Origin of the sequence: Nocardioides cremeus (genome assembly GCF_030518195.1) — a bacterium.
GTDB classification, from domain to species: domain Bacteria; phylum Actinomycetota; class Actinomycetes; order Propionibacteriales; family Nocardioidaceae; genus Nocardioides; species Nocardioides cremeus.
The window spans coordinates 38,181-61,300 of the sequence record NZ_JAULSC010000005.1 but is presented as its reverse complement, the minus strand read 5'-3'; the positions used below and the strand labels follow the sequence as shown (position 1 = coordinate 61,300).

Annotated in this window: 20 protein-coding genes; 13 read left to right on the top strand and 7 right to left on the bottom strand. The window is 73.9% G+C overall.

Annotation, left to right across the window (positions count from 1 at the left end; genetic code table 11):
- Positions 1–8: 8 nt before the first annotated feature.
- Entirely contained in the window at positions 9–1,007 is a 999-nt protein-coding gene (gene holA / locus QWJ41_RS07315) for a DNA polymerase III subunit delta (protein ID WP_302706889.1), read from the top strand.
- Positions 1,008–1,093: 86 nt separating this feature from the next.
- On the opposite strand, the gene rpsT is transcribed toward holA, so the two are convergent.
- On the bottom strand, positions 1,094–1,354 hold the full coding sequence (gene rpsT, locus QWJ41_RS07310; protein WP_302706887.1) for a 30S ribosomal protein S20: 261 nt from the start codon (positions 1,352–1,354) through the stop codon (positions 1,094–1,096).
- Between the two features lie 96 nt (positions 1,355–1,450).
- A complete protein-coding gene (locus QWJ41_RS07305) occupies positions 1,451–2,491 on the bottom strand; it encodes a phosphotransferase (protein ID WP_302706885.1) in 1,041 nt (346 codons plus the stop codon).
- A gap of 125 nt (positions 2,492–2,616) precedes the next feature.
- On the opposite strand from QWJ41_RS07305, the gene QWJ41_RS07300 reads away from it, so the two are divergent.
- From QWJ41_RS07300 to QWJ41_RS07285, 4 genes are all read left to right on the top strand, one after another.
- Positions 2,617–4,341, top strand: a complete 1,725-nt coding sequence (locus QWJ41_RS07300) for a thiamine pyrophosphate-dependent enzyme (protein WP_302706883.1) — start codon at positions 2,617–2,619, stop codon at positions 4,339–4,341.
- Between the two features lie 89 nt (positions 4,342–4,430).
- Positions 4,431–6,311 (top strand): translation elongation factor 4, encoded by a 1,881-nt coding sequence (gene lepA / locus QWJ41_RS07295; protein ID WP_302706882.1) that lies wholly within the window; start codon positions 4,431–4,433, stop codon positions 6,309–6,311.
- A gap of 6 nt (positions 6,312–6,317) precedes the next feature.
- Positions 6,318–7,247 carry an aminoglycoside phosphotransferase family protein gene (locus tag QWJ41_RS07290; protein ID WP_302706880.1) on the top strand — a complete coding sequence of 310 codons (930 nt, stop codon included), beginning with the start codon at positions 6,318–6,320 and terminating at the stop codon, positions 7,245–7,247.
- A gap of 112 nt (positions 7,248–7,359) precedes the next feature.
- Positions 7,360–8,139 carry an SPFH domain-containing protein gene (locus tag QWJ41_RS07285; RefSeq protein WP_302706878.1) on the top strand — a complete coding sequence of 260 codons (780 nt, stop codon included), beginning with the start codon at positions 7,360–7,362 and terminating at the stop codon, positions 8,137–8,139.
- 21 nt (positions 8,140–8,160) lie between these two features.
- On the opposite strand, the gene QWJ41_RS07280 is transcribed toward QWJ41_RS07285, so the two are convergent.
- Complete coding sequence (locus tag QWJ41_RS07280) at positions 8,161–8,889, bottom strand: hypothetical protein (RefSeq protein WP_302706876.1); 729 nt, start codon at positions 8,887–8,889, stop codon at positions 8,161–8,163.
- 189 nt (positions 8,890–9,078) lie between these two features.
- On the opposite strand from QWJ41_RS07280, the gene QWJ41_RS07275 reads away from it, so the two are divergent.
- From QWJ41_RS07275 to QWJ41_RS07250, 6 genes are all read left to right on the top strand, one after another.
- Positions 9,079–10,536: an oligosaccharide flippase family protein gene (locus QWJ41_RS07275; RefSeq protein WP_302706875.1), complete on the top strand. Its 1,458-nt coding sequence runs from the start codon at positions 9,079–9,081 to the stop codon at positions 10,534–10,536.
- A complete protein-coding gene (locus QWJ41_RS07270; RefSeq protein WP_302706873.1) occupies positions 10,533–11,930 on the top strand; it encodes an O-antigen ligase family protein in 1,398 nt (465 codons plus the stop codon). The genes QWJ41_RS07275 and QWJ41_RS07270 overlap by 4 nt, the downstream gene beginning before the upstream one ends.
- Before the next feature lie 3 nt (positions 11,931–11,933).
- Positions 11,934–13,076, top strand: a complete 1,143-nt coding sequence (locus QWJ41_RS07265; RefSeq protein WP_302706871.1) for a glycosyltransferase family 4 protein — start codon at positions 11,934–11,936, stop codon at positions 13,074–13,076.
- The gene (locus QWJ41_RS07260; protein ID WP_302706869.1) at positions 13,064–14,182 is read left to right on the top strand and encodes a glycosyltransferase; all 1,119 of its coding nucleotides are present in this window, start codon (positions 13,064–13,066) and stop codon (positions 14,180–14,182) included. Before QWJ41_RS07265 ends, QWJ41_RS07260 begins: the two co-directional genes overlap by 13 nt.
- Before the next feature lie 131 nt (positions 14,183–14,313).
- Entirely contained in the window at positions 14,314–15,567 is a 1,254-nt protein-coding gene (locus tag QWJ41_RS07255) for a Wzz/FepE/Etk N-terminal domain-containing protein (RefSeq protein WP_302706867.1), read from the top strand.
- Positions 15,555–16,724, top strand: a complete 1,170-nt coding sequence (locus tag QWJ41_RS07250) for a glycosyltransferase (protein WP_302706865.1) — start codon at positions 15,555–15,557, stop codon at positions 16,722–16,724. Before QWJ41_RS07255 ends, QWJ41_RS07250 begins: the two co-directional genes overlap by 13 nt.
- On the opposite strand, the gene QWJ41_RS07245 is transcribed toward QWJ41_RS07250, so the two are convergent.
- Positions 16,669–18,096, bottom strand: coding sequence for a sugar transferase (locus QWJ41_RS07245; protein ID WP_302706864.1), 1,428 nt, complete (start codon positions 18,094–18,096; stop codon positions 16,669–16,671). The genes QWJ41_RS07250 and QWJ41_RS07245 overlap by 56 nt on opposite strands.
- 275 nt (positions 18,097–18,371) lie before the next feature.
- Between QWJ41_RS07245 and QWJ41_RS07240 the strand changes: the two genes are divergently transcribed.
- Positions 18,372–20,192, top strand: coding sequence for an AMP-dependent synthetase/ligase (locus QWJ41_RS07240; RefSeq protein ID WP_302706862.1), 1,821 nt, complete (start codon positions 18,372–18,374; stop codon positions 20,190–20,192).
- 109 nt (positions 20,193–20,301) lie between these two features.
- Positions 20,302–21,528, top strand: coding sequence for a radical SAM family heme chaperone HemW (gene hemW, locus QWJ41_RS07235; protein WP_302706860.1), 1,227 nt, complete (start codon positions 20,302–20,304; stop codon positions 21,526–21,528).
- On the opposite strand, the gene QWJ41_RS07230 is transcribed toward hemW, so the two are convergent.
- The 3 genes from QWJ41_RS07230 to QWJ41_RS07220 all read right to left on the bottom strand — a co-directional run bounded on the left by QWJ41_RS07230 (position 21,521) and on the right by QWJ41_RS07220 (position 23,081).
- Positions 21,521–21,898, bottom strand: a complete 378-nt coding sequence (locus QWJ41_RS07230) for a DUF4870 domain-containing protein (RefSeq protein WP_302706858.1) — start codon at positions 21,896–21,898, stop codon at positions 21,521–21,523. The two genes, hemW and QWJ41_RS07230, sit on opposite strands and share 8 nt — an antisense overlap.
- Positions 21,895–22,746, bottom strand: a complete 852-nt coding sequence (locus QWJ41_RS07225) for a DUF3097 domain-containing protein (RefSeq protein ID WP_302706856.1) — start codon at positions 22,744–22,746, stop codon at positions 21,895–21,897. The genes QWJ41_RS07230 and QWJ41_RS07225 overlap by 4 nt, the downstream gene beginning before the upstream one ends.
- 77 nt (positions 22,747–22,823) lie before the next feature.
- A complete protein-coding gene (locus tag QWJ41_RS07220; protein ID WP_302706855.1) occupies positions 22,824–23,081 on the bottom strand; it encodes a hypothetical protein in 258 nt (85 codons plus the stop codon).
- Positions 23,082–23,120: the final 39 nt, after the last annotated feature.

The window sequence follows — 23,120 nt, the reverse complement described above, 5'->3', positions numbered from 1 at the left end:
CGCGCACCATGCCAGCCGCCCGCTCCGCCCCCCGTGCCCCCTCCGCCGTCGACGTGCTGGGCCGCGTCACGCTCGTGACGGGCAAGGAGGAGTTCTTCGGCGAGCGCACCGTCGCCGCTGTGCGCGGCGCGGTGCGCGGCCACGACGCCGAGGCCGAGCTCTCCGAGGCCGCGGCGGCCGAGCTGAGCCTGGCCACGCTCGGTGAGCTGTCGGCACCGTCGCTGTTCTCCAGCACCCGCTGCGTGGTGGTGCGCAAGCTCGAGGACCTGCCCGAGGAGTCGGTGGCCGGCCTGCTGGGCTACTGCGCGGCCCCGGCCGAGGACGTCGCGCTGGTGCTCGTGCACAGCGGCGGCCAGAAGGGCAGCGGGGTGCTCACCAAGCTGCGCAAGCTGGGCCCGGTCACCGAGGTGAAGTCCGCCGAGCTCAAGGCCTCCGAGTACCCCTCGTTCGTGATCAACGAGGCCCGCGGCATGGGTGCGCGGATGGACCAGCAGGCCGCCACCACCCTGGTCCAGGCCGTGGGGCAGGACCTGCGCTCGCTGTCGGCCGCGGCCCACCAGCTGACCAACGACTTCCCCGGCGAGACGCTCACCGAGGAGAAGGTCAAGCGCTACTTCGGCGGCCGGGCCGAGGCCAAGTCCTTCGCGGTCGCCGACGCGGCCTTCTCGGGGCGGCGCCTCGAGGCCCTCGAGGAGCTGCGCTGGGCCATCGACGGCGGCACCCCCGCTGTGCTCATCACCTCCGCCTTCGCCGGCGGGGTGCGCGGGCTGGCCCGCTTCAAGGGCGCCCGCTCGCGCAACGAGGCCGACCTGGCCCGCGAGATCGGGGTGCCGCCGTGGAAGGTGCGCTCGGTGCGCGACCAGGCCAAGGGCTGGTCCAGCGCGGCGCTGGGGGAGGCGGTGCGTGCGGTGGCCCGCGCCGACGCCGACATCAAGGGCGCCGCGAGCGACGCGTCGTACACCCTGGAGCGGCTCGTGCTCACCGTCACCGAGCTGCGCGAGCGCTGAGCCTGTAAATGCCGACGACCCGCCCGACGAGGTCGGGCGGGTCGGCTCAGGACCAGACGGTCTCCGCGCTGGGCGGAGACGCGGAATCAGAGAGCAGCGGCCTTCTTGGCGATCGCGGACTTGCGGTTCGCGGCCTGGTTCTTGTGGATGACGCCCTTGGAGGCGGCCTTGTCGAGCTTCTTGGCGGCGTCGCGACCGGCCACGAGCGCGGCCTCCTTGTCGCCGGCCTCGGCGGCGGTGCGGAACTTGCGCACAGCGGACTTGAGGTTCGTCTTGACCGCCTTGTTGCGCTCGTGACGCTTCTCGTTCTGCTTGTTGCGCTTGATCTGGGACTTGATGTTCGCCACGGGCAATGCCTTTGCTGGTGTTGAGAACGAATGGTCTGGTGCTGAGTCGGGGCGCGGAGGGGCACACGGGCGCCACACACGCGACATCGGAGATTATCAGCGGCGCACGAGCCCGCCCAAATCCTCCGACCGCGTCGAGGTGCCGACGCGGGGCGCCGGAGCCGGCCACCACCCGCGCCGCTCGCCGAGCCACGCCCAGCATGCCTCACCCTGGCGGCGCTGTGCCAGCCGCAGGTAGGGCGACCAGGCGGGGGAGCGGCCCCCCGCCGAGGCCAGGAAGTACGCCGCCGTCGCGGCCAGCACCGTGTCGACGTGCTCGGCCGGAGCCGCGGCGAGCAGCGGGGTACGCCGCAGCACCGCCTCGACGTCCACGCCGTCGGAGCACGGGCCCACCAGGCCCCACAGGCTGTCGAGCCACGGGGCGCCCAGCGCCGGCCACGCCCACCCGCACAGCAGCACCCGGCCGTCGTCGCCCAGCAGCAGGTTGTCGTCGGTGACGTCGCCGTGCACCAGGGAGCCGCCGGCCACGGCAGCGGGCAGGTCGCGGGCCAGCGCCTCCGCCTCGCGCACGTGGCCCGGGTCGAGGTCGGGCCGTGCCGCGGGGACCTCGGCCCAGCGGCCCGGCCAGTCGGCGAGGTCCTCCGCGACGTCGGTCAGGTCGACGCCGGCCGCGGCGGGGGAGACGGCCAGGTCGGCCAGGGCGTCGAGCACCGTGGTGAGGTCGTCGTCGTGCCAGGGGCGCCTCGGCGCGCGGGCGGCCACCGCCTCGAAGCCGACCACGACCCAGTCGTCGGCGCGGTGGCGCCGCCCGGGCTCGGTGCCGTGGCTCCACGACAAGCGCGGCGCGGGCAGCAACTCCGCGTCGAGCGCGGCCAGCGAGGCCGCCTCGGCTGCGTAGGTCAGGGCGGAGGAGCGCTGGGCGGTCACCGAGGCCGCCTTCACGTAGTGCCGCGAGCCGTCGGCGCCGTGCAGCACCGAGGCGAAGCCGGGCGTGTAGCCGCCGGTCACCGAGCGGGCCTCGAGCACCGCGGTGCCGCAGCGCTGCTCGACGAGCCGGCGCACGTGGGGCGGCAGGTGCACCCACTCCAGGCGGCGCGCGGTCAGTCCGTGGGGCAGGTCCTCCAGCGGCGGGTGCACCGGCCCATCGTGCGCCAGCGGGCGCGCTCGAGGCGGCGCGACACCCCGGGACGCGCCAGGAGGGTCGGGCGACCTCACCCGCCGGGGCCTTCCGCCGCCGGGCGTGCCCGCGGGAGCGTGGGGCCATGACGACCGTCGCAGAGCTGATCATCGAGGCCATCGCCGACCACGGCACCACCGAGGTCTGGGGCGTCGTGGGCGACGCCCTCAACCCGGTCACCGACGCCATCCGCCGCGAGGAGCGGCTGCGCTGGATGGGGGTGCGCCACGAGGAGGTGGCGGCGTTCGCCGCCGGGGCCCAGGCCCAGCTCACGGGGCGGCTGGGGGTCTGCATGGGCACCGTCGGGCCGGGCGCGATCCACCTGCTCAACGGCCTGTACGACGCCAAGAAGTCGCACGCGCCGGTGCTGGCGATCTGCGGGCAGGTGCCCCGGGCCGAGATCGGCAGCGACTTCTTCCAGGAGGTCGACAACGACGTCCTCTTCGCCGACGTGTCGGTCTTCACCGCCACCGTCACCGACCCCTCCCAGCTGCCGACCCTGCTCGAGCAGGCCGGCAACGCCGCGCTGCAGCAGGGCGGGGTCGCGGTGCTGACGGTGCCCGGCGACGTCGGCGAGCTCGAGGTCGCCAAGGGCACCGCCGTGCCGCGCTTCGTCGCCGAGCTCGCCACCGCCGCCCCGACGCCCGACTCGGTGCGCGCCGCCGCCGACGCGATCGCGGCGGCCGAGCGGGTCACGCTGCTGGTCGGCCAGGGCGCGTCCGGCGCCCGCGACGAGGTGCTCGAGCTGGCCGAGCGGCTGGCCGCGCCGATGGTGGTGGCGCTGAAGGGCAAGGAGGCCTTCGACCACGACAACCCCTACGAGGTGGGCCAGTCGGGCCTGCTGGGCAACCCCGCGACCACGCTGGCCCTCGAGACCTGCGACCTGCTGCTGATGGTCGGCACCGACTTCCCCTACAAGGAGTTCTACCCCTCGGGGCCCACGGTGGTGCAGATCGACCGCGACGGCACCCACATCGGGCGGCGGCACCCGGTCGACCACGCCGTGGTCGGCGATGCCGGGCTCGCGGTGGGCGCGCTGCTGCCGCACCTGGAGCGCCGCGAGGACCGCGGCCACCTCGACCGCGCGCGCTCGGCGTACGAGACCTGGCAGGACCTGCAGCAGCACTACGTCGACCCGGCCTACGAGAAGAAGCCCGCCGGCTTCCTGCGCCGCAAGGTCGACAACCCCGACCGCAGGATCCGTCCCGAGCTGCTCGCCGGGCTCGTCGACCGCCACGCCGCCTCCGACGCGATCTTCACCGCCGACACCGGGATGGCCACCACCTGGCTGTCGCGCTTCGTGCGCATCGACCGCGACCGGCGCCTGCTCGGCTCCTTCAACCTGGGCTCGATGGCCAACGCGATGCCGCAGGCGCTGGGCGCGCAGGCGCTCGACCACGACCGCCAGGTCGTCGCGCTGTGCGGCGACGGCGGGCTGACGATGCTGATGGGCGACCTGATCACCGCGGTCAGCCACGACCTGCCGGTCAAGCTGGTGGTCTTCGACAACGGCCGCCTGGGCATGGTCAAGCTCGAGATGGAGCAGGTGGCGATGGCCGAGTTCGGCACGGTCCTGCACAACCCCGACCTGGCGGCAGTGGCCGAGGCGGTCGGGATGCGCGGCATCCGGGTCGAGGACCCGCACGACCTCGACGACGCCGTACGCCGCGCGCTCGCGCACGACGGCCCGGTGCTGCTCGACGTGGTCACCAACCCCGACGAGATCGCCGTGCCCTCCAAGCCGACCCTCGAGCAGGGCTGGGGCTTCGCGATCGCCAAGGCCAAGGAGATGGTGGTCAGCCCCGAGTGAGGCCGGCCCCCGGGACGCGGGGCTTCGACCGCGCCCGTGGGAGGATGGCCGCGTCCGTGCCCCGTCGTCCGAGAGATCCCTGAGACCCCGTGCCTGCCGTTCCCCCGAAGTCCTGGCCCGTCCCCGGGCAGACCGACCCGTCGACGCTGCGCAACTTCTGCATCATCGCCCACATCGACCACGGCAAGTCGACGCTGGCCGACCGGATGCTGCAGCTGACCGGCGTCGTCGACGCGCGCGCGGCGCGGGCGCAGTACCTGGACCGGATGGACATCGAGCGTGAGCGCGGCATCACGATCAAGAGCCAGGCCGTGCGGATGCCGTGGGGCGTCGAGGACGGCAACGACGAGGGCGCCGAGGCCGGCACCTACGTGCTGAACATGATCGACACGCCCGGCCACGTCGACTTCACCTACGAGGTCTCCCGCTCGCTCGAGGCCTGCGAGACCGCGGTGCTGCTGGTCGACGCCGCGCAGGGCATCGAGGCCCAGACGCTGGCCAACCTCTACCTGGCGATGGGCGCCGACCTGCACATCATCCCGGTGCTCAACAAGATCGACCTGCCCAGCGCGAACCCCGACAAGTACGCCGCCGAGCTCGCCGGCCTGGTGGGCTGCGAGCCCGAGGACGTGCTGCGCGTCAGCGCCAAGACCGGCTTCGGCGTCGAGGCGCTGCTCAACGAGATCGTCAAGCAGACCCCGCCGCCGGTCGGTGCGGCCGACAAGCCGGCCCGCGCGCTGATCTTCGACTCCGTCTACGACACCTACCGCGGTGTCATCACCTACGTGCGCGTCATCGACGGCTCGCTCAACCACCGCGACCGCATCAAGATGATGTCGACGGGCGCCACCCACGAGATGCTCGAGGTGGGCGTGATCAGCCCCGAGCAGGTCAAGGCCGGCGAGCTGGGTGTGGGCGAGGTCGGCTACCTGATCACCGGCGTGAAGGACGTGCGCCAGTCGCGTGTAGGTGACACCGTCACCACCCAGCACAACGGCGCCACCGAGATGCTCGGCGGCTACAAGCACCCCAACCCGATGGTCTACGCGGGGCTCTACCCGATCGACGGCGACCGCTTCGGCGACCTGCGTGAGGCGCTCGAGAAGCTGCAGCTCAACGATGCCGCGCTCACCTACGAGCCGGAGACCTCCGGGGCGCTCGGGTTCGGCTTCCGCATCGGCTTCCTGGGCCTGCTGCACATGGAGATCACCCGCGACCGGCTCGAGCGCGAGTTCGACCTCGACCTGATCTCCACCGCGCCCAACGTGGTCTACGACGTGCTCATGGAGGACGGCTCCGAGGTCGTCGTCACCAACCCGAGCGAGTTCCCCGAGGGCAAGATCGACGAGGTCCGGGAGCCGGTCGTCAAGGCGACGATCCTCAGCCCGAGCGACCACATCGGCGTCATCATGGAGCTGTGCCAGGCCAAGCGCGGCACGTTGGAGGGCATGGACTACCTCTCCGAGGACCGGGTCGAGATGCGCTACACCCTGCCGATGGGCGAGATCGTCTTCGACTTCTTCGACCAGCTGAAGTCGAAGACCAAGGGCTACGCCTCGCTGGACTACCAGCGCTCGGGCGAGCAGGCCGCCGACCTGGTCAAGGTCGACATCCTGCTGCAGGGCGAGCCGGTCGACGCGTTCTCGGCGATCGTGCACCGCGACGGCGCCTACTCCTACGGCGTGATGATGGCCGGCAAGCTCAAGGACCTGATCCCGCGCCAGCAGTTCGAGGTGCCGATCCAGGCCGCCATCGGCGCCCGGGTGATCGCCCGCGAGAACATCCGCGCGATCCGCAAGGACGTGCTGGCCAAGTGCTACGGCGGCGACATCAGCCGCAAGCGCAAGCTGCTGGAGAAGCAGAAGGAGGGCAAGAAGCGGATGAAGATGGTCGGCCGCGTCGAGGTCCCCCAGGAGGCCTTCGTGGCCGCGCTCTCCAACGCGCCCGCCCCGGAGAAGACCAAGAAGTAGGTCGTCGTGGCCGCGCTGCCCCGGCTGCCCGACCCCGTGCTGGCCTTCGCCGAGCGGGGGCCGGCGTGGGCGGCGTACGTCGACGCGCTGCCGGGCCGCCTCGGCGACCTGGTCGAGGAGTGGTCGCTGCGTGCGGGCACCGAGCTCTGGTGGGGCGAGACCGCGGTGGTGCTGCCGGTGCGCGACCCCGACGGGTCCGCGGCGGTGCTCAAGGTGGCCTTCCCCGACGAGGAGACCGGGCACGAGGCGCTGGCCCTGCAGCACTGGGCCGGGCACGGCGCGGTCCGGCTGCGTCGCGCCGACCCGCGGCGCCGTGCGCTGCTGCTCGACCGGCTCGAGCGCACCGACCTGGGCGGTGGCTGGGACGTGGCCGACTGCGAGCAGGTCGCGGCGCTCTACCCGCTGCTGCACGTCGCGGCGCCACCACGCCTGCGCCGGCTCAGCGAGTACGTCGGCCGCCAGGTCGAGCCGCTGCGGGCGCTGCCGCCCCAGGCGCCGCTGCCGCGCCGGATGGTGGAGCAGTGCCTCTCGCTCATCAGTGACCTGGCCGGTGACGAGCGCTGCGACGGGGTGCTGGTGCACGGCGACCTGCACTACGCGAACGTGCTGGCCACCGGCCCGGACCTGGCGCAGTGGGTGGCGATCGACCCCAAGCCGCTCAGCGGCGACCCGCACTGGGAGCCGGCTCCGCTGCTGTGGAACCGGTGGGACGACCTGGCCGGCGACGTGCGGGGCGGTGTCCGGCGCCGCTTCCACGCCGTCGTCGACGCCGCCGGGCTCGACGAGGACCGCGCGGTGGCCTGGACCGTCGTGCGCCAGGTCCTGGGCGTGCTGTGGGTGGTGCAGGACGCGGTGGCCAGCGGGTCGCGGCTGGGGCCCGCCGAGCGCGACCACGTGACCCGGCTGGTCAGCGTGGCCAAGGCCGTGCAGGAGTGAGGCGGGGGGCGTCGTCCCGCTTCGGGTGAACGGGTGTAACGGCGGATTCTGCGGGTAGGCTGACCGGGACCGTCGGGCCCGCCACCGGGCGGGCCCACAGCTAGGGGGGCCAGTGACGGACGACACCGACAGCGTGCGCGAAGGCGCGGAGGCCGGCGCCTCGAGCGCGGGGGAGCAGACCACACGGTTGCGTGCCGAGCTCGCTGCTCGCCGCGAGGCCTCCGAGATCGTGGCCGAGGCGAACCGGATCAGTGAGCAGGCGGCCGCCGAGGCCGAGTCGATGGTCGCCGAGGCCGAGACGCTCGCCTCGTCGCTCGTGCAGGAGGCCCGTCAGCGCGCCGAGGCGACGCTGGCCCAGGCTCGAGCCGAGGCGCTCGACCTGACCAACCAGGCCGCGGCCGAGGCCGGCGAGCTGCGCGCCCGCGTCGAGCGGCTGCTCGCCGACATCGGAGGCAGCCTGGGTGACCTGGGCTCGCTGCTCTCCGGCGCGCACTCCACCGTGCAGCGCGTGCAGAGGACCGCCGAGAGCCTGGCCGACGCCGGGGCCGACCTCGTGGACTCCGACCGGCCGGTCGCCGCGCCCGTCGCGGCGGCGGTCAGCGAGCCGGAGCCGGAGGCCGCGCCCGAGGCGGTGGAGGTCGTCGAGGCTGAGCCCGAGCAGGACCGCGAGCCGGTGCCGGCCCCCGACGAGGAGGTCGTGGTCGAGTCGCGCGAGTCGTTGTACGCCGTCACGGCGCTGCACGGCGCCGACGTCCGCCACACCGCCGGCGACGGAGGCGGCAGCGACGTACGGGCTCGGGGCGCGCAGGCTGCTGACGAGCCGGCCAAGGACGACCTCGAGGAGGCCCCGGCGGACCCGAGGCCCCTGGGCTGGCTCTTCCGCGGCCACTGAGCGGCAGGGCCGGGCCCCGGCTCAGGGGCAGGTCGGCTGCGGGGCGTTGTCGAGCCGGTCGACCGTGACGGTGTCGACGGCGGTGCCCACCGGCACCCGCTGGAAGAGCTCCATCCGGATGCGGCGCTCCTCGCCGGCCTCGAAGCAGCTCCAACGGCCGGTCACGACCGCGATCAGCTTGCCCGCGCGCCCGCGCAGCACCGCCTGGACCAGGGCGCGGGGCACGTCCTGGTCGCCGGTCTCGACACGGGCGGTGACCACGGTGCGGTCCGGGCCCAGCATCGTGTCCTGCGGCAGCGCGGCCGCCACCGGCTCGGCGGCCTCCGAGCCCGCCTTGGCCCACGAGATCTCGGTGAAGGACAGCTCGACGTCGTCGATCCGCTCGGCGTCGGGGCCCACGGCGAAGTAGAGGCCGAACTCCTCGCCGGGCTCGAGGTCGAGGACCGTGCAGCAGGCGCTCTCGCCGGCCATCGTGTCGGTGTCCCAGACCCCGACGAGCACCCCGTCGGCGTCGACGCCCTGCAGCGCGACCGTCGCGGTGCGCAGCACCCGCGAGTCGTCGTTGCGCACCATCACCGACACGAGGCCGTCGTTGACGGCCCACTCGGCGGTCTCGAGCACGGGCGCCATCTCGATCGACGCGCTGTCGGCGCGGGTGGACCCGTCGACCTGGGCGCGGATGGTGCTGCACCCGGAGGTGAGGAGGCCGGTCAGCACCAGGGCGCAGGCCCCCACGACGAGCTTGTGCACACGACCCCCTGGTGACACCACGTCGATGCCGCCGAGAGCGCGGCACCTGCCGAGAGTATGACCGTACAGGTGTGAACCGAAACCGTCTGGGTAACAATGAAGTCGTGCAGTGCCCGTCGGGGCCGCACGACGACCACCGGGGGGTGTCAGATGACGGCGTCGACGCGTGCGCGCACGAGCCCGCCGCCGGTGACCCCCCACGACCCCGCCGGCAGCACCGCGCGCGGCGCGCTGTGGCTGGCCACCAACGGCATCGTGGTCAAGGCGGCGCACACGGTGGTGCTGCTGACCCTGGCCGCCCTGCTCACTCCCTCGGCCCTGGGCCTGGTGGCGCTGGGCAGCCTGGTGGCCAACGTGGCGGCCATCCTCGGCACCCTCGGCACCGCCAACGCGCTGGTGCACCTCGATGGCAGCACGCAGCGCGTCGAGCGGGCAGCCCGCACCGCGCTGAGCCTGGGACTGGTGACCAGCAGCGCGCTCGCCGCACTGCTGTGGGTCACCGCTCCGCTCCTGGCCTCCAGCCTGCGCGCCGACGACGGGGGGGCAGCGGTGATCCGCGGACTGACCGTCGTGCTGCCGTGCCTGGCCGTCGCGGGTGTCACCACCGAGCTGCTGCGCCGGCGCCTGGCCTTCGCGCGTCGCATCGTCCCCGACACGGTCTCGGCGGTGGTCGGCGCCGCGGTGGCGATCGCCCTGGTGACCCAGGGCGTCGGCGTGATGGCGCTGGTCGCGGGCCAGGTCACCCAGGCGGTGCTGATGATGCTGCTGGCCTGGGTCGTGCACCGTCCGGTGCTGCCCGGCTGGGACGGCGCCGACGCGCGGGCGCTGGTCTCCTTCGGTGCCCCGTTCTCGGGCGCCCACCTGCTCGAGGTGGTCCAGCTCAACCTCGACTACCTGCTCGTGGCGCGGGTGCTGGGTGCGCTGGCGCTGGGCCACTACTCGCTGTCCTACCGCATCGCCAACATGCCCTACCTGATGGTGGCCGTGGTGGTCACCGGTGCCGCGTTCCCCTACCTGTGCCGCGCGCGCGGCGGGGACCGGGCGCGGGCCGCCGAGGTCGCCCTGGCGGTGACCTTCTCGCTGATGCTGCCCGCCTGCCTGCTGCTGGTGCTGCTGGCCGACGACCTGGTGCTGCTGGGCGCCGAGTGGGCGCCGGCGACGCCGGTGCTCGCCCTGCTCGCCGGCTATGCGCTGCTGCTCGCGCTGCTGCAGGTGTGCCTGACCGTGCTCAACGCCGCCGGCCGCCCCGGGGTGGCCATGGCGGTGCGGCTGGGTCACCTGGTGGTCCTCGGCGTGACCCTGCTGTTCGTGGTCGAGCGCGGCATCGTCGCGGTGGCGCTGGTCCAGGTCGCGGTCGTGGCCGCCGTGGCGGTGCCGGCGCTCGCGCTGGCCCGCCGGGCCGTGCCCGGCACCTCCGCGGCCCGGCTGCGCGCCGACGTCCGCCCCGCGCTGGTCGCCTCGGCCGCGATGGCGCTCGCCGTGCTCGGGCTGCGCGCGCTCGACCCGGTCGCCGGCGGGGGAGTGGCGGCGCTCGCGGCCACCACCCTGGTGGCCGTGCTCGTCTTCCTGGTCGTGATGCGCGCCGTCGGCGCCGACGCCTGGCGCGCCGTCCTCGGGCTCCTGCGCCGACGAGAGGTCCTGGCATGAGCGGCACCGACGCCGGGGTCACCACCGAGCCCGGGACGGCCGGGGAGCCCGAGCGCCCCCCGGCGGAGGCGACGGTGGGCGCGACGCGCCAGTGGCCCCTCGTGCTGGTGCCGGCGCTGCTCGCCGTGGTCGGTGGGGCCGCGGTCGGCCTGGCGCCCGAGCTCGTCGGCCCCCTCCTCGTGGCCGGCCTGGCGCTGGTGGTGATGCTGACCCGTCTCGAGGTCGCCCTGGGCCTCGTGGTGGCCGCCTCGCTCTTCGAGGACTACCTGGCCGTGCTCGATCCGCGTGCGACCAAGGTGCTCGCGGCGCTGGCGGTCGGGTCGTGGCTCGTGCGCCGCAGCCGCGGGCGGCTGCACAGCGGGCCGCGCACCAAGGCGCTGGCCGCGGCCGGAGTGCTCGCTGTGGCCCTGCTGGCGTCCACCGCCGTCAACGGGGTGCCCGACGGCGGGGCGGTGCTGGTGCGCTGGGCCGGGTTCCTGGCGCTGCTGGTGGTGCTGGTCGACACGATGCGCGCGGGCCGCCTGGCCCCGATGACGCTGGCCCGGGTCTACGTGGGCGCCTCCGCGCTCGCCGCGCTGGCCGGCATCGTCTCCTACACGCTGGGTCTCGACCGGTTCACCGACGGCCTCGACCGGCGCGTGGCTGGCCCGATCGGCGACCCCAACGACCTCGCCTTCTTCCTGCTCGCGGCGCTCCCGCTCTCGCTGGCGGTGCGGCGCCCCGGCTGGCGCCCGGGGGTCTACGACGTCGCCACGGTGCTGATCACCCTCGCCCTGCTGGGCACCTTCTCGCGCGGGGCCCTGGTCGGCCTCGTGGTGATGCTGGTGGTCGCCGTCGTCGCCCGCCAGGTCAGCCTCCAGCAGCTGATGGGCGTCCTGGGGTCGCTGCTGGTGCTCACCGCCCTGGTCGTGGGGCTCTTCCCCGACCTCGTCGGCGAGAGCCTGACCGCCAAGGACGCGGTGGCCGACCGCAACGTGGCCGAGAGGCTGCAGCTGTGGGAGGCCGCCGGTGCAATGGCCCTCGACGCCCCGCTGCTGGGCCAGGGACCCGGCTCCTTCGGGGCCGAGCACGAGCGCTGGCTCGATCAGCTGCCCGTCAGCGCCACCAACGACCTCGACGTGGCCCACCACACCTACCTCGAGGTCGCGGCCGAGCTGGGCCTGCTGGGCCTGGCCGGCTTCGTGGGGCTGCTGGTCGCCGGGCTGCGCGGGGCGTGGCGGGCCTGGCGCCGGGACGGCTCGGCCCTGGCCTCGGCCGTCCTCGCCGCCCTGGTCGGCACCATGACGGCGGCCTGCTTCCTCAGCGAGCAGTTCTTCCTGCCCCTGTGGCTCCTCGTGGCGCTGGGTGCCGTGCTGCTCGTCGACGAGCCGCCCGACCCGGAACCGGAGGACTGAGAGGTGGGTGCCCCGGGCGCGCCCCGCCGGGTCGTCCAGGTGCTCACCCAGCAGCACGGCGGCCCTGTCGACCACGCCGTCGACGTCGCCGTCGGGCTCGCGGGCCGTGGCGTCGACTCCCACGTCGTGGGCCCGACGGGGCCCGGCACCGCCCGCGCCGAGCGTGCGGGGGTGGTGTGGCACCCGGTGGCGGCCACCTCGAAGCGGGACCTGCCCGGCCTGGTTCGCCTGGCCGGGCAGCTGCGCCGGCTGCGCCCCGACGTGCTGCACCTGCAGGACCGGCGCGCCGGCTGGGTGGGTCGTGCCCTCGCCCCCGCGCTGCGGGGCACCCGCGTGGTCTACACGCTGCACGGGGTGCCCGACGCCCTGAGCGACCTGGTGGACGGCAACCGCCGTGCCGCGGACCGCCGCCGTCGCGACCGCTTGTACTACCTGCACGGCGAGCGCTGGATCACCCGGTGGAGCGGCGCCGAGGTCGTCTCGCCCAGCGCGGCGGTGGCGACGTACGCCGTCGAGCACGTGGGGCTGGCCCCCGCGCGGGTGCACGTGGTGCCCAACGGCGTCGACCACCTGCGCTTCCGCCCGGGCGACCGCGGCCCGGCCCGTCCCGGTGAGCTGGTGGTGGCGTGGATCGGGTCGCTCGAGCCCGTCAAGGGCCTCGACGTGCTGGTCGACGCACTGGCAGGCGTCGAGGGCGTCAGGGTGCTGCTGGCCGGCGACGGGCCGTCGCGCGACGTGCTGGTGGCGAGGCTGGACGCCGCCGGGCTGGCGGACCGGGTCGAGCTCCTCGGTCGTGTGGCGCGGCCCGAGGAGGTCCTCGGGCGCGCGGACGCCCTGCTGCTGACCTCGTTGGCCGAGAGCTGTCCGATGGTGCTCCTGCAGGCGATGGCGGCGGGCCTGCCCGCGCTGGCCACCGCGGTCGGCGGCGTGCCCGAGGTGCTGCGCGAAGGTCGTGAGGGCCTCCTGGTGCCCGCCGGCGACGCGGCGCGGGTGGCGGCGGCGCTGTGCGTCCTGCGCGACGACCCGGTGCGTCGGCGCGCGATGGGCGACGCGGCCAGGGAGCGCGTGCTCGCGGCGTACACGCTTGAGCACTGCCTCGACCGGCTGGGCGCGCTCTACGACCTGGAGGTGCCGTGCGCCTGCTGATGTCGATCGCCGAGATGGGCTCGGGCGGGGCGGAGACGCTGGTGGCCGACCTCGCGGCCGCCCTGGTCGTCGACGGCCACCGGGTGTGCGTGGCCAGCGACGAGGGCTGGCGGGCAGGCGGGCTGGCGGCGGCAGGCATCGAGCACCTGCGGGTGCCGATGCGGGTGCCGGGCACGCGACGCCTGGCCGCGGCCAGCGCCCGGGTGGCGCGCTGGAGCGTGCGGGGGCGGCCCGACCTGGTGCACGCCCACAACGTGCGGGCCACCCTCACCGGGCGCCTGGGCACCCTGGCCACCGGCCGGCCTCCGGTGCTGAGCACCGTGCACGGGCTGGCGCCCGGCGACTACGCCCCCGCGGTGCGGGTGCTGGAGCGCTGGTCCGACCTGGTGGTGGCCGTCTCCGACTCGGTGGCCGCCGACCTGGTGCTGCACGGCCTACCCCAGGAGCGGGTCCGGGTGGTGCCCAACGCGGTGCCGGTGCCGGTGCTGGCCTCGCGCGCCGCGGCACGGCTCTCCCTCGGCCTGGCCCGCGACGAGCAGGTAGCGCTGTGCGTGGCCCGCCTGGTGCCGCCCAAGCGGCAGGACCTCCTGGTCGGTGCCTGGGCCCGGCGGGCGAGCGGCACGCTGCTGGTCGTCGGCGACGGGCCCGAGCGCGAGCGCCTCGACCGCCTGATCGGCCGGCTCGGCCTGCGCGGCCGGGTGCGGCTGCTGGGCACGCGCAGCGACGTGCCGGCCCTGCTGGCCGCCAGCGACGTGGCCGTGGTGGCCAGCGACCGCGAGGGCCTGTCGATGGCGGCGCTCGAGAGCCTCGCCGCGGGCGTGCCCCTGGTGGCCAGCCGCGTCGGCGGACTGGTCGAGCTGGCCGGTGCGGCCGAGCTGGTCGAGCCCGGTGAGGTCGAGGCCCTGCACGACGGCCTGTCCGCGGTCCTCGACGACCCCCACCACGCCCAGCGGCTGGTCGCGCGGGGCCGCGAGCTGGTCGCGCAGCGCTACTCCGTGGATGCGATGCGCGCCGACTACCTCGGGCTGTACGCCGAGCTGGGCGTCGGGGATGAGATCGGCGGCGCAGCGCCTCGGTGCACGTTTGGACACTGGGTCGATGGGTAGGAGACACGAAGGACTGGGCCGGCTCCAGGACCCGGGTCGTCCACCTCACACCGGTCGGCGCGGGACCTCCGGGCATGCTGGTCGTTGAAGGTCCAACTGCAGTGCTTCTGGGGGGAAGAGAAAAAATGGAGATGCGTGAGCTCGGCGGTGCCCTGTGGAGGCAACGCCTGCTGGTCCTGCTGGTGACCGTCCTCGTCGGAGCGGCCGTGGCCGCCGGTGTGGCCGTGGCGCCCAAGACCTACACCGCTCGCGCCGAGGTGGCCGCGGCCGCCGCCGGAGGCAGCACCGTCGAGGACCTCGACGCCCTGCGCGGCACCCTGGCCGAGAACGCGAACTCCACCGACATCGTCACCGAGGTGCAGGCCCAGCTCGACGTGCAGCGCACGACCGACGAGCTGCGCCGCGCCATCGACGCGCGCTGGGTCGAGGGCACGGTGCTGATCGAGGTCGAGGCCGACGACCGTGACCCGCAGGTCGCCGCCGACATCGCCAACCTGGTCTCCGCCGCGCTGCCGCTCAACGACCCCAGCGAGGGCGCCTTCCGGTTCTCGCCCAGCGACCCGGCCCGGGCGCCGGTGACCTTCTCCAGCCCCAACCTGCTGCTGGCGATCGGCGTGGGCGCGCTGCTCGCCCTGGTGCTGGCCGTCTCGGCGGCGCTGGTGCGCGACCGCCGCACCTACACCGTCTCGAGCGCCGCCACCGTCGAGGAGATCATCGACCTGCCGGTGCTGGCCCACATCCAGCCTCCGCGCGAGCCGGGCCTGCTGGCGATGTACGCCGGCACGCCCGACGCCGACGTCTTCCGTCGCCTGCGCGTCTCGATGGAGGTCGAGGCCAGCGGCGACCCCGCCGGCATGGTCGTCGTCACCGGGGTCACCGACGGCGACCTCAACGCCTGGATCGCGGCCAACCTGGCGATCTCGCTGGCCGGCGTGGGGCGCACGACCCTGCTGGTCGACGCCCGGATGGGCGCCGGCGCCAACCGGCCCACCCAGCTCGAGCCCCAGACCGCCGGCCTCTACGAGGTGCTGCGCGGCGCACCGCTGTCCTCGGCCCTCAACGCCGGCCCGGTCGAGGGGCTGGAGGTGGTCTCGTCGGGGCGCTGGGGCGCCGAGTCGCACGGCCGGCTGCTGGAGACCAGCTTCGCCGGTGCGGCGCAGGAGATGCGCGAGCAGTTCGACGTGGTCGTGGTGATCGCCAACTCGATCACGATGAACGACGACGCGGCGATCATGGGCAGCCAGGGCGCCGTGCTGCTCGCCGTGACCGAGGGTGAGCTGCGCCCGCCCGAGCTGACCAAGGTGCACTACCGCCTGGTCGCCTCGGGATCCCGTCTGCTGGGAGCCGTCCTCGTCGGGCGGAGCAAGGACAAGTGGGCGGCCTGAGCCGCCGCCAGCGGGCCCCGCACCCGGGCCGGCCACGCGTCCTGCACACCTCGGTGCCCACCAGCGAGGGGACCGCGGGCGTGCTGCTGACCTACGTCCGCGACCAGGTGGAGCGTGGCTGGAGCGTCACCGTGGCCTGTCCCTCCGAGGGGTGGCTGGGCTACTCAGCGCGCGAGCTCGGGGCCGAGGTGCGCTGGTTCGACGCGGCGCGCGAGCCCGGGCCCTCGGTCGTCGAGGAGGTCGGTCGCTACGCCCGCCTGGTCGCCGACGTCGAGCCCGACCTGGTGCACCTGCACAGCTCGAAGGCGGGCCTGTTCGGCCGGATGGCGGTGCGCAGCCAGGTGCCGACGATCTTCCAGCCGCACGGCTGGTCCTTCCTGGCCGGCAGCGGCCCGAAGGCGGTGCTGGCCGCCCGCTGGGAGCGCTTCGCCGCCCGGTGGACCGACCACCTGATCTGCGTCAGCGACGGCGAGGCCGCTGTCGGGCGCGAGCGAGGCGTGCTGGCGCCGATCTCGGTGGTGCCCAACGGCGTCGACCTCGAGCGCTTCACCCTCACCGACGACGACGAGCGCCGCGACGCCCGCCGCGCGCTCGACCTCGTCGTCGACGCCCCGACCGTGGTCTGCATCGGCCGGCTCAGCGCCCAGAAGGGCCAGCAGGTGCTGCTGGAGGCCTGGTCGGCGGTGCGGCGCGCGTGTCCCGGTGCCCGGTTGGTGCTGGTGGGCAGCGGGCCAGACGAGCAGCTGCTGCGCGAGCAGGCCGCCGACCTCGAGGGCGTGCAGATGGTCGGGCCCCGCACCGACGTCCCGTCCTGGCTCAGCGCCGCCGACGTGGTGGTCTTCCCCTCGCAGTACGAGGGAGCCGCGCTGGCGCCGATGGAGGCGATGGCGGCCGGGCGCAGCGTGATCGCCTCGTGGATCGAGGGGATCGAGGAGAGCCTGCCCTACGAGTGCGGGGCGATGGTGCGCCCCGACCGGCCCGAGGACTTCGCCGAGGCGATCGTGCGCCGGCTCACCGAGCCCGGCCTGGCCGACGCCGAGGGGATGCGCGGCTGGCGGCACGTGCTGGCCACCCGCGACGCCGCCGAGGCCGCGCGGCGGGTCAGCCAGCTCGCGCTGAGTCTGGTGGAGTCCCGGCCTCCACGACGAGGTCCATGAGCTCCTCGTCGCGACGGGGCTCGCGGCGCGCGACCGTGCGCACCGTGCGCATCACGATCTTGACGTCGCCCCACAGCGACCAGTTGGTGATGTAGTAGTTGTCGGCGCGCGCCCGGTCGTCGATCGAGGTGTCGCCGCGCAGGTTGTTCACCTGCGCCCAGCCCGTCAGCCCGGTGCGCATCCGGTGCCGGTGGCGGTAGCCGGGGGTCTCCTCGGAGAACTGGGCCACGAAGTGCGGCCGCTCCGGGCGCGGGCCCACCAGGCTCATGTCGCCGCGCAGGATGTTCCACAGCTGGGGCAGCTCGTCGACGCCGGTGCGGCGGATGAAGCGGCCCACCGGGCCCAGGCGGTCGCTGGTGTCGATGTTCCAGGTGGTGTCGCCCTGGCGGGTGGAGGCGGCCATCGAGCGGAACTTCAGCAGCTCGAAGGTGCGCCCGTCGCGGCCCACGCGCGTCTGGCGGAAGATGATCGGCGAGCCGAGCTCGCGGCGCACGGCGACGGCGGTGCCGATGAGCACCGGCGCGAGCAGCACCAGGGCCAGCGCCGAGACCACGATGTCGAGGGAGCGCTTGACCAGCATCGACCCCGGCCGCACCGCCCAGCGGCGCAGGCGCACCAGGCTGACGTCGCTGACCACCTCGATGCGGCGCGCCCGGTCGAGACCCATCACCTCGTAGAAGCGCGGCACCACGAAGACCTGGTACTGCATCTGCTGGCAGTGCCGCACCAGGGCGATCGTCTGGTCGTCGGTGCGCGCGCCCCACGCGAAGACCACGTCGTTGACGTTGAGGTCGCGCATCACCCGGGGCAGGGCGCGCAGGTCGCCGAGCAGCGGCGCCGGCAGGTAGCGGGGGTCGGCGTCGTCGTCGACGAAGCCCACCGGCTGCAGGCCGGTCGCCGGGTCGGCGAGCAGGGCGCCCGCGAGCCGGGTGCCGATGTCGTCGGCACCGACGATGACCACCCGGTGCATCAGGAGGCCACGGCGCCGGCCGGTGCGCACCACGGCGTAGGCCACCACCCGGCCGGTGACCAGGATGGCGGCCAGGGCCGCGGTGAAGACGGCGGCGCGGGCCAGGGCGTCGCTGCGCGGGGCCGCCGGGTCGAGACCGAGGCCGAGGACCAGCAGGCCCGCGGTGAGCGTGGTGACCAGGAGCGCGGGCAGGTCCTCGAGGACCGACAGCACCAGGCGCGACTGGTAGAGACCCAGGCTCCGGGCGACCAGCGCGAGGCCCAGGGCGGCGGTGCCCAGGGCCACCGGCCACAGGCCGCGGTCGACGAGGAGCCCGGTGGCCAGCACGGCCACGAGGTCGGTGAGCACGAGCAGGGGTCCGATGCCGGACAGGCCGCTGCGCGCGTGGATCGACTGCTGCACTAGAACTACTACCCCCCAAGGCAGGCGACGCCGCCCCCCATGGAAGACGTCCCCGCTTCGGATTGTGCCCGAAAAGCAGAGGTCTACACGTGGTGCGTGAAATCGGTCCGCACCGCTGCGCACGAACGTCGGCGACCCGGCGGTCCGGACCAGTCCGTGGACTCCAGGTCGCGATCTGGTCACGACCTGCCCGGGGTCGCTACGCGCCAGTACGCAAAGTGATCTAGGTTACTGCCGTACTCGACCGCACCACCCGCCGCACAGCCAGGAGCGCCATGCCTGCCAACCACGACGCCAGCTTCGTCGACACGATGCCCGCGAACGTCGCCGTCCAGTTCTTCGACCGTGTCGCCAAGTCCTCGACCGCCGAGGCCTACCGCTTCCCGGTCGGCGAGACCTGGGAGTCCGTCACCTGGGCGGAGGCCGGCGACCGCGTCACCGCGCTCGCGGCCGGCCTGCTCTCCCTCGGCATCGAGACCGAGCAGCGCGTCGGGATCGTCTCGGGCACCCGCTACGAGTGGATCCTCGCCGACCTGGCCGTGATGTGCGCCGGAGCGGCGACCACGACGGTCTACCCGAGCACCAACGGCGAGGACACCTCCTACATCCTCAGCGACTCGGGCTCGCGGGTGGTCTTCGCCGAGGACGACGAGCAGCTGGAGAAGCTGCGTGCGCACCGCGACGAGCTGCCCGAGGTGATCAAGGTCGTCACCTTCGAGGGCACCACCGACGGCGACTGGGTCATCGACATGGACGCCCTGGCCGAGCTGGGCCGCGCCTACCTGGCCGAGCACCCGGGGATCGTCGAGGAGACCGCCCAGAAGATCCAGCCCGACCAGCTCGCCACGCTCATCTACACCTCCGGCACCACCGGCCGGCCCAAGGGCGTGCGCCTGGTGCACCGCTCGTGGGTCTTCGAGGGCGAGGCCATCCGCGTCCAGGACCTCCTGCACGAGGACGACCTGCAGTTCCTGTGGCTCCCGATGGCGCACTCCTTCGGCAAGGTGCTGCTCTCCTCGCAGCTGGCCTGCGGCTTCGCCACGGCCATCGACGGCCGGGTCGACAAGATCATCGAGAACCTCGCGGTCGTGAAGCCGACCTACATGGGCGCGGCCCCCCGCATCTTCGAGAAGGCCTACTCGCGCATCCACATGATGCAGGCGGCCGAGGGCGGGGCGAAGGAGAAGATCTTCACCAAGGCCTTCGAGGTCGGCGCCAAGGTCGACGAGCTCAAGCGCCAGGGCAAGTCGGTCCCGCTGCCGCTCAAGCTGCAGCACGGGCTCTTCGACAAGCTGGTCTTCAGCAAGGTCCGCGACCGCTTCGGCGGACGGGTGCGCTTCTTCATCTCCGGCTCCGCGGCGCTGAACTCCGAGATCGCACAGTGGTTCCACAGCGCCGGCATCCTCATCCTCGAGGGCTACGGCATGACCGAGAACGCCGCCGGCGCCACCGTGGGCCACCCCGACGAGTACCGGATGGGCACCGTCGGCAAGGCGCTGCCCGGCGCCGAGGTCCGCATCGGCGAGAACGACGAGGTGCAGCTGCGCGGCCCGCACGTCATGCAGGGCTACCACAACCTGCCGGAGGAGTCCGAGAAGACCTTCACCGAGGACGGCTGGCTGCGCACCGGCGACAAGGGCAGCCTCGACGCCGAGGGCTTCCTGACCATCACCGGCCGCATCAAGGACCTCTTCAAGACCTCCGGCGGCAAGTACATCGCCCCGTCGGCGATCGAGGCCAAGTTCAAGGCGCTGTGCCCCTACGTCAGCCAGTTCATGGTCTTCGGCAACGAGCGCAACTACGTCGTCGCGCTGGTCACCCTGGACCCCGACGCGATGGCGGGCTGGGCCGAGGAGAACGGCATGGCCGGCAAGGACTACACCGAGGTGGTGCGCTCCGAGCAGGTCCAGCAGATGATCGGCGGCTACGTCGAGCAGCTCAACGAGCGGCTCAACCGCTGGGAGACCATCAAGAAGTGGGACATCCTCGACCACGACCTGACCATCGAGTCGGGTGAGCTGACCCCCTCGATGAAGGTCAAGCGCAACGTGGTGGAGTCGAACAACAAGGAGAAGATCGCCAGCTTCTACAGCTGAGCGCGTCCCTCGACCAGGGCCCGCGCACCCCACACCCGGGGTGCGCGGGCCCTCGTCCGTCCGGGGCCTGGCACGCCGGGGCCGCACCGGGGTGGGGGAGGATGGGCCGATGCCCTCCACCCCGCTCGACGGCGAGCCCGTCCCCTCCGACGGATCCTTGCCCGAGGCCGCCCTCGCCGAGCTCGGCGAGCGGCCCTTCGGCCTCTACGTGCACGTGCCCTTCTGCACGGTGCGCTGCGGCTACTGCGACTTCAACACCTACACCGCCGAGGAGCTCGGCCCCGCCGGCGGCGCGCCCGGTGCCTCGCGGGCGACGTACGCCCAGGCGGCCGTGGCGGAGGTGCGCCGCGCCCGGCGGGTGCTCGGCGATCGCGACCTGCCGGTCTCGACCATCTTCTTCGGCGGCGGCACGCCCACGCTGCTCAGCCCCGAGGACCTCGGCTCGGTGGTCGCGGCCGCCGCGCAGGAGTTCGGCCTGGCCCCCGACGTCGAGGTCACCACCGAGTCGAACCCCGACTCGGTCGACGCCTCGTCGCTCGAGCGGCTGCGCGAGGTCGGCATCAACCGCGTCTCCTTCGGCATGCAGTCGCAGGTGCCGCACGTGCTCGAGGTCCTCGACCGCACCCACGACCCGCGCCGGGTGCCGGCGGTGGTCCAGTGGGCCCGCGCCGCCGGGATCGAGCAGGTCAGCCTCGACCTGATCTATGGCACGCCGGGGGAGTCCCGGGCCGACTGGGCCACCTCGGTCGAGGCTGCGGTGGCCTGCGAGCCCGACCACGTGTCGGCGTACTCCCTGATCGTCGAGGACGGCACCGCGCTGGCGCGACGGGTGCGCCGTGGCGAGCTGCCGATGCCCGACGAGGACGACCTGGCCGACAAGTACGCGCTGGCCGACGAGCGCCTCGTGGCCGCGGGGCTGGGCTGGTACGAGGTCTCGAACTGGTCCACCGACGCCGCGACGCGCTGCCGGCACAACCTGCTCTACTGGACCGGCGGCGACTGGTGGGGCGTGGGCCCAGGCGCGCACTCCCACGTGGGCGGCGTGCGGTGGTGGAACGTCAAGCACCCGGCGGCGTACGCCGACCGGATCGGTGCCGACCGCAGCCCCGCGCAGGCCCGCGAGGTGCTGGCCCCCGAGGACCGTCGCGTCGAGCGGGTGCTGCTCGAGCTGCGGCTGCGCGAGGGGCTCGACGTCGACGTGCTCGACGCCACCGGCCGGGCCGCGGTGCCCGGGCTGGTCGAGCGGGGGCTGCTGGCCGAGCGGGCCGGGCGGATCGCGCTCACGGAGCGGGCGCGGCTGCTCGCCGACGGCGTGGTCCGCGAGCTGGTCAGCTGACCATCCGGATCGTCAGCGGGTAGCCGTACTCGCCGCCGTCGGCCGAGCGCACCGAGCCGAGGATGGTGAAGACCAGCCAGAGCACGCCCACGACCGCGAGCAGCAGGAAGCCGACGAGCACCAGGACCAGCACGGCCGAGACCGTGGCGTAGATGAGCATGGAGAGCTGGAAGTTCAGCGACTCGACCGCCTGGCGGCGCACGTAGGGCGAGCTCGGCCCCTTGAGCAGCAGCACCAGCAGCGGGCCCAGGAAGGCCAGCGCCACGAACGCCGCCACCAGCGCCGACCAGTGCGCGGCCCCGCCCCAGGTGCGCTCGTCGGGGGTCAGGCCCGAGGGATGGGACGAGTACGGCGGCTGCGGCTGGCTCACGGGGTCTCCTCGGTCACGAAGTCGATCAGCTCCTCGACCCGGCCCAGCAGCGCGGGCTCGCAGTCGCCGAAGGAGTGCACCCGGCCCAGGATCTGCTTCCAGGCCCGGGCGATGTCGGCCTGGTCGCGGTGCGGCCAGCCCAGGTGCTGGCACACGCCCTTCTTCCACTCGATGCTGCGCGGGATCGTCGGCCACTCCTGCAGGCCCAGCCGGTCGGGCTTGACGGCCTGCCAGATGTCGACGAAGGGGTGCCCCACGATCAGCACGTGCTTGCCGACGGGCGAGCGCACGATCGCGTCGGCGATGCGGCTCTCCTTCGACCCACGCACCAGGTGGTCGACCAGCACCCCGACCCGGCGCCCGGGGCCGGGACGGAAGTCGCGCAGGTGGTCGGCCAGGTCGTCGACGCCGCCGAGGTACTCGACCGCGACGCCCTCGATGCGCAGGTCGTCGCCCCAGACCTTCTCCACCAGCTCGGCGTCGTGACGGCCCTCGACGAAGATCCGGCTGGCCCGCGCCACCCGGGCCTTGGCGTCGTGGACCGCGATCGAGCCCGACGCGGTGCGGGTCGGGCGGGCCGGCGCCGAGCGGACCACGGGGGCGGTGAGGATGACGGGGCGGCCCTCGAGCAGGAAGCCGGGGCCCAGCGGGAAGGTGCGTCGGCGGCGACGCCGGTCCTCGAGGGTCACGGTGTCGAGGTCGCGGTCGACCTGCACCACCTCGCCGCAGAAGTCGGTGGTGACCTCCTCGACCACCTCGCCCAGGGTCGCGGGCGCCTCGGTGGCCCGGCCGCGCTTCGGGGCGCGCCAGTCGCCGGACAGGACGTCGTGGCCGTATCGGTCGCTCACCTGCACGAGGCTAGGAGAGCGCACCGACCTCGCGCGGCGGGCGCGCCGGTGGCGACCCGCTCAGGGTGTCGGGCGCGTCACGCCCCGCTGTTGCCGTCGCCCTGGTTGTCGCCCTGGTCGCCGCCCTGGTCGTCGTCCTCGTCCTCGGGGTCGGGCATCTGCTCCGCGCGCTTGCCCTCCTCGCGCAGGTGCACGTCCTCACCCGTCTCCAGGCCCTCGGCCAGCGGGTTGTCCTCGGAGGCCACCAGGTCGGCGGGCAGCTGGTCGTCCCCGATCGAGCTGGGCCCCGCGTCGTGCTCGGTCCCGGGCTCGGGGGTCTTGTCGTTCTCGCTCATGAGGTGACGCTAGCCACCCCCGGCCGTCGCGGTCCTCAC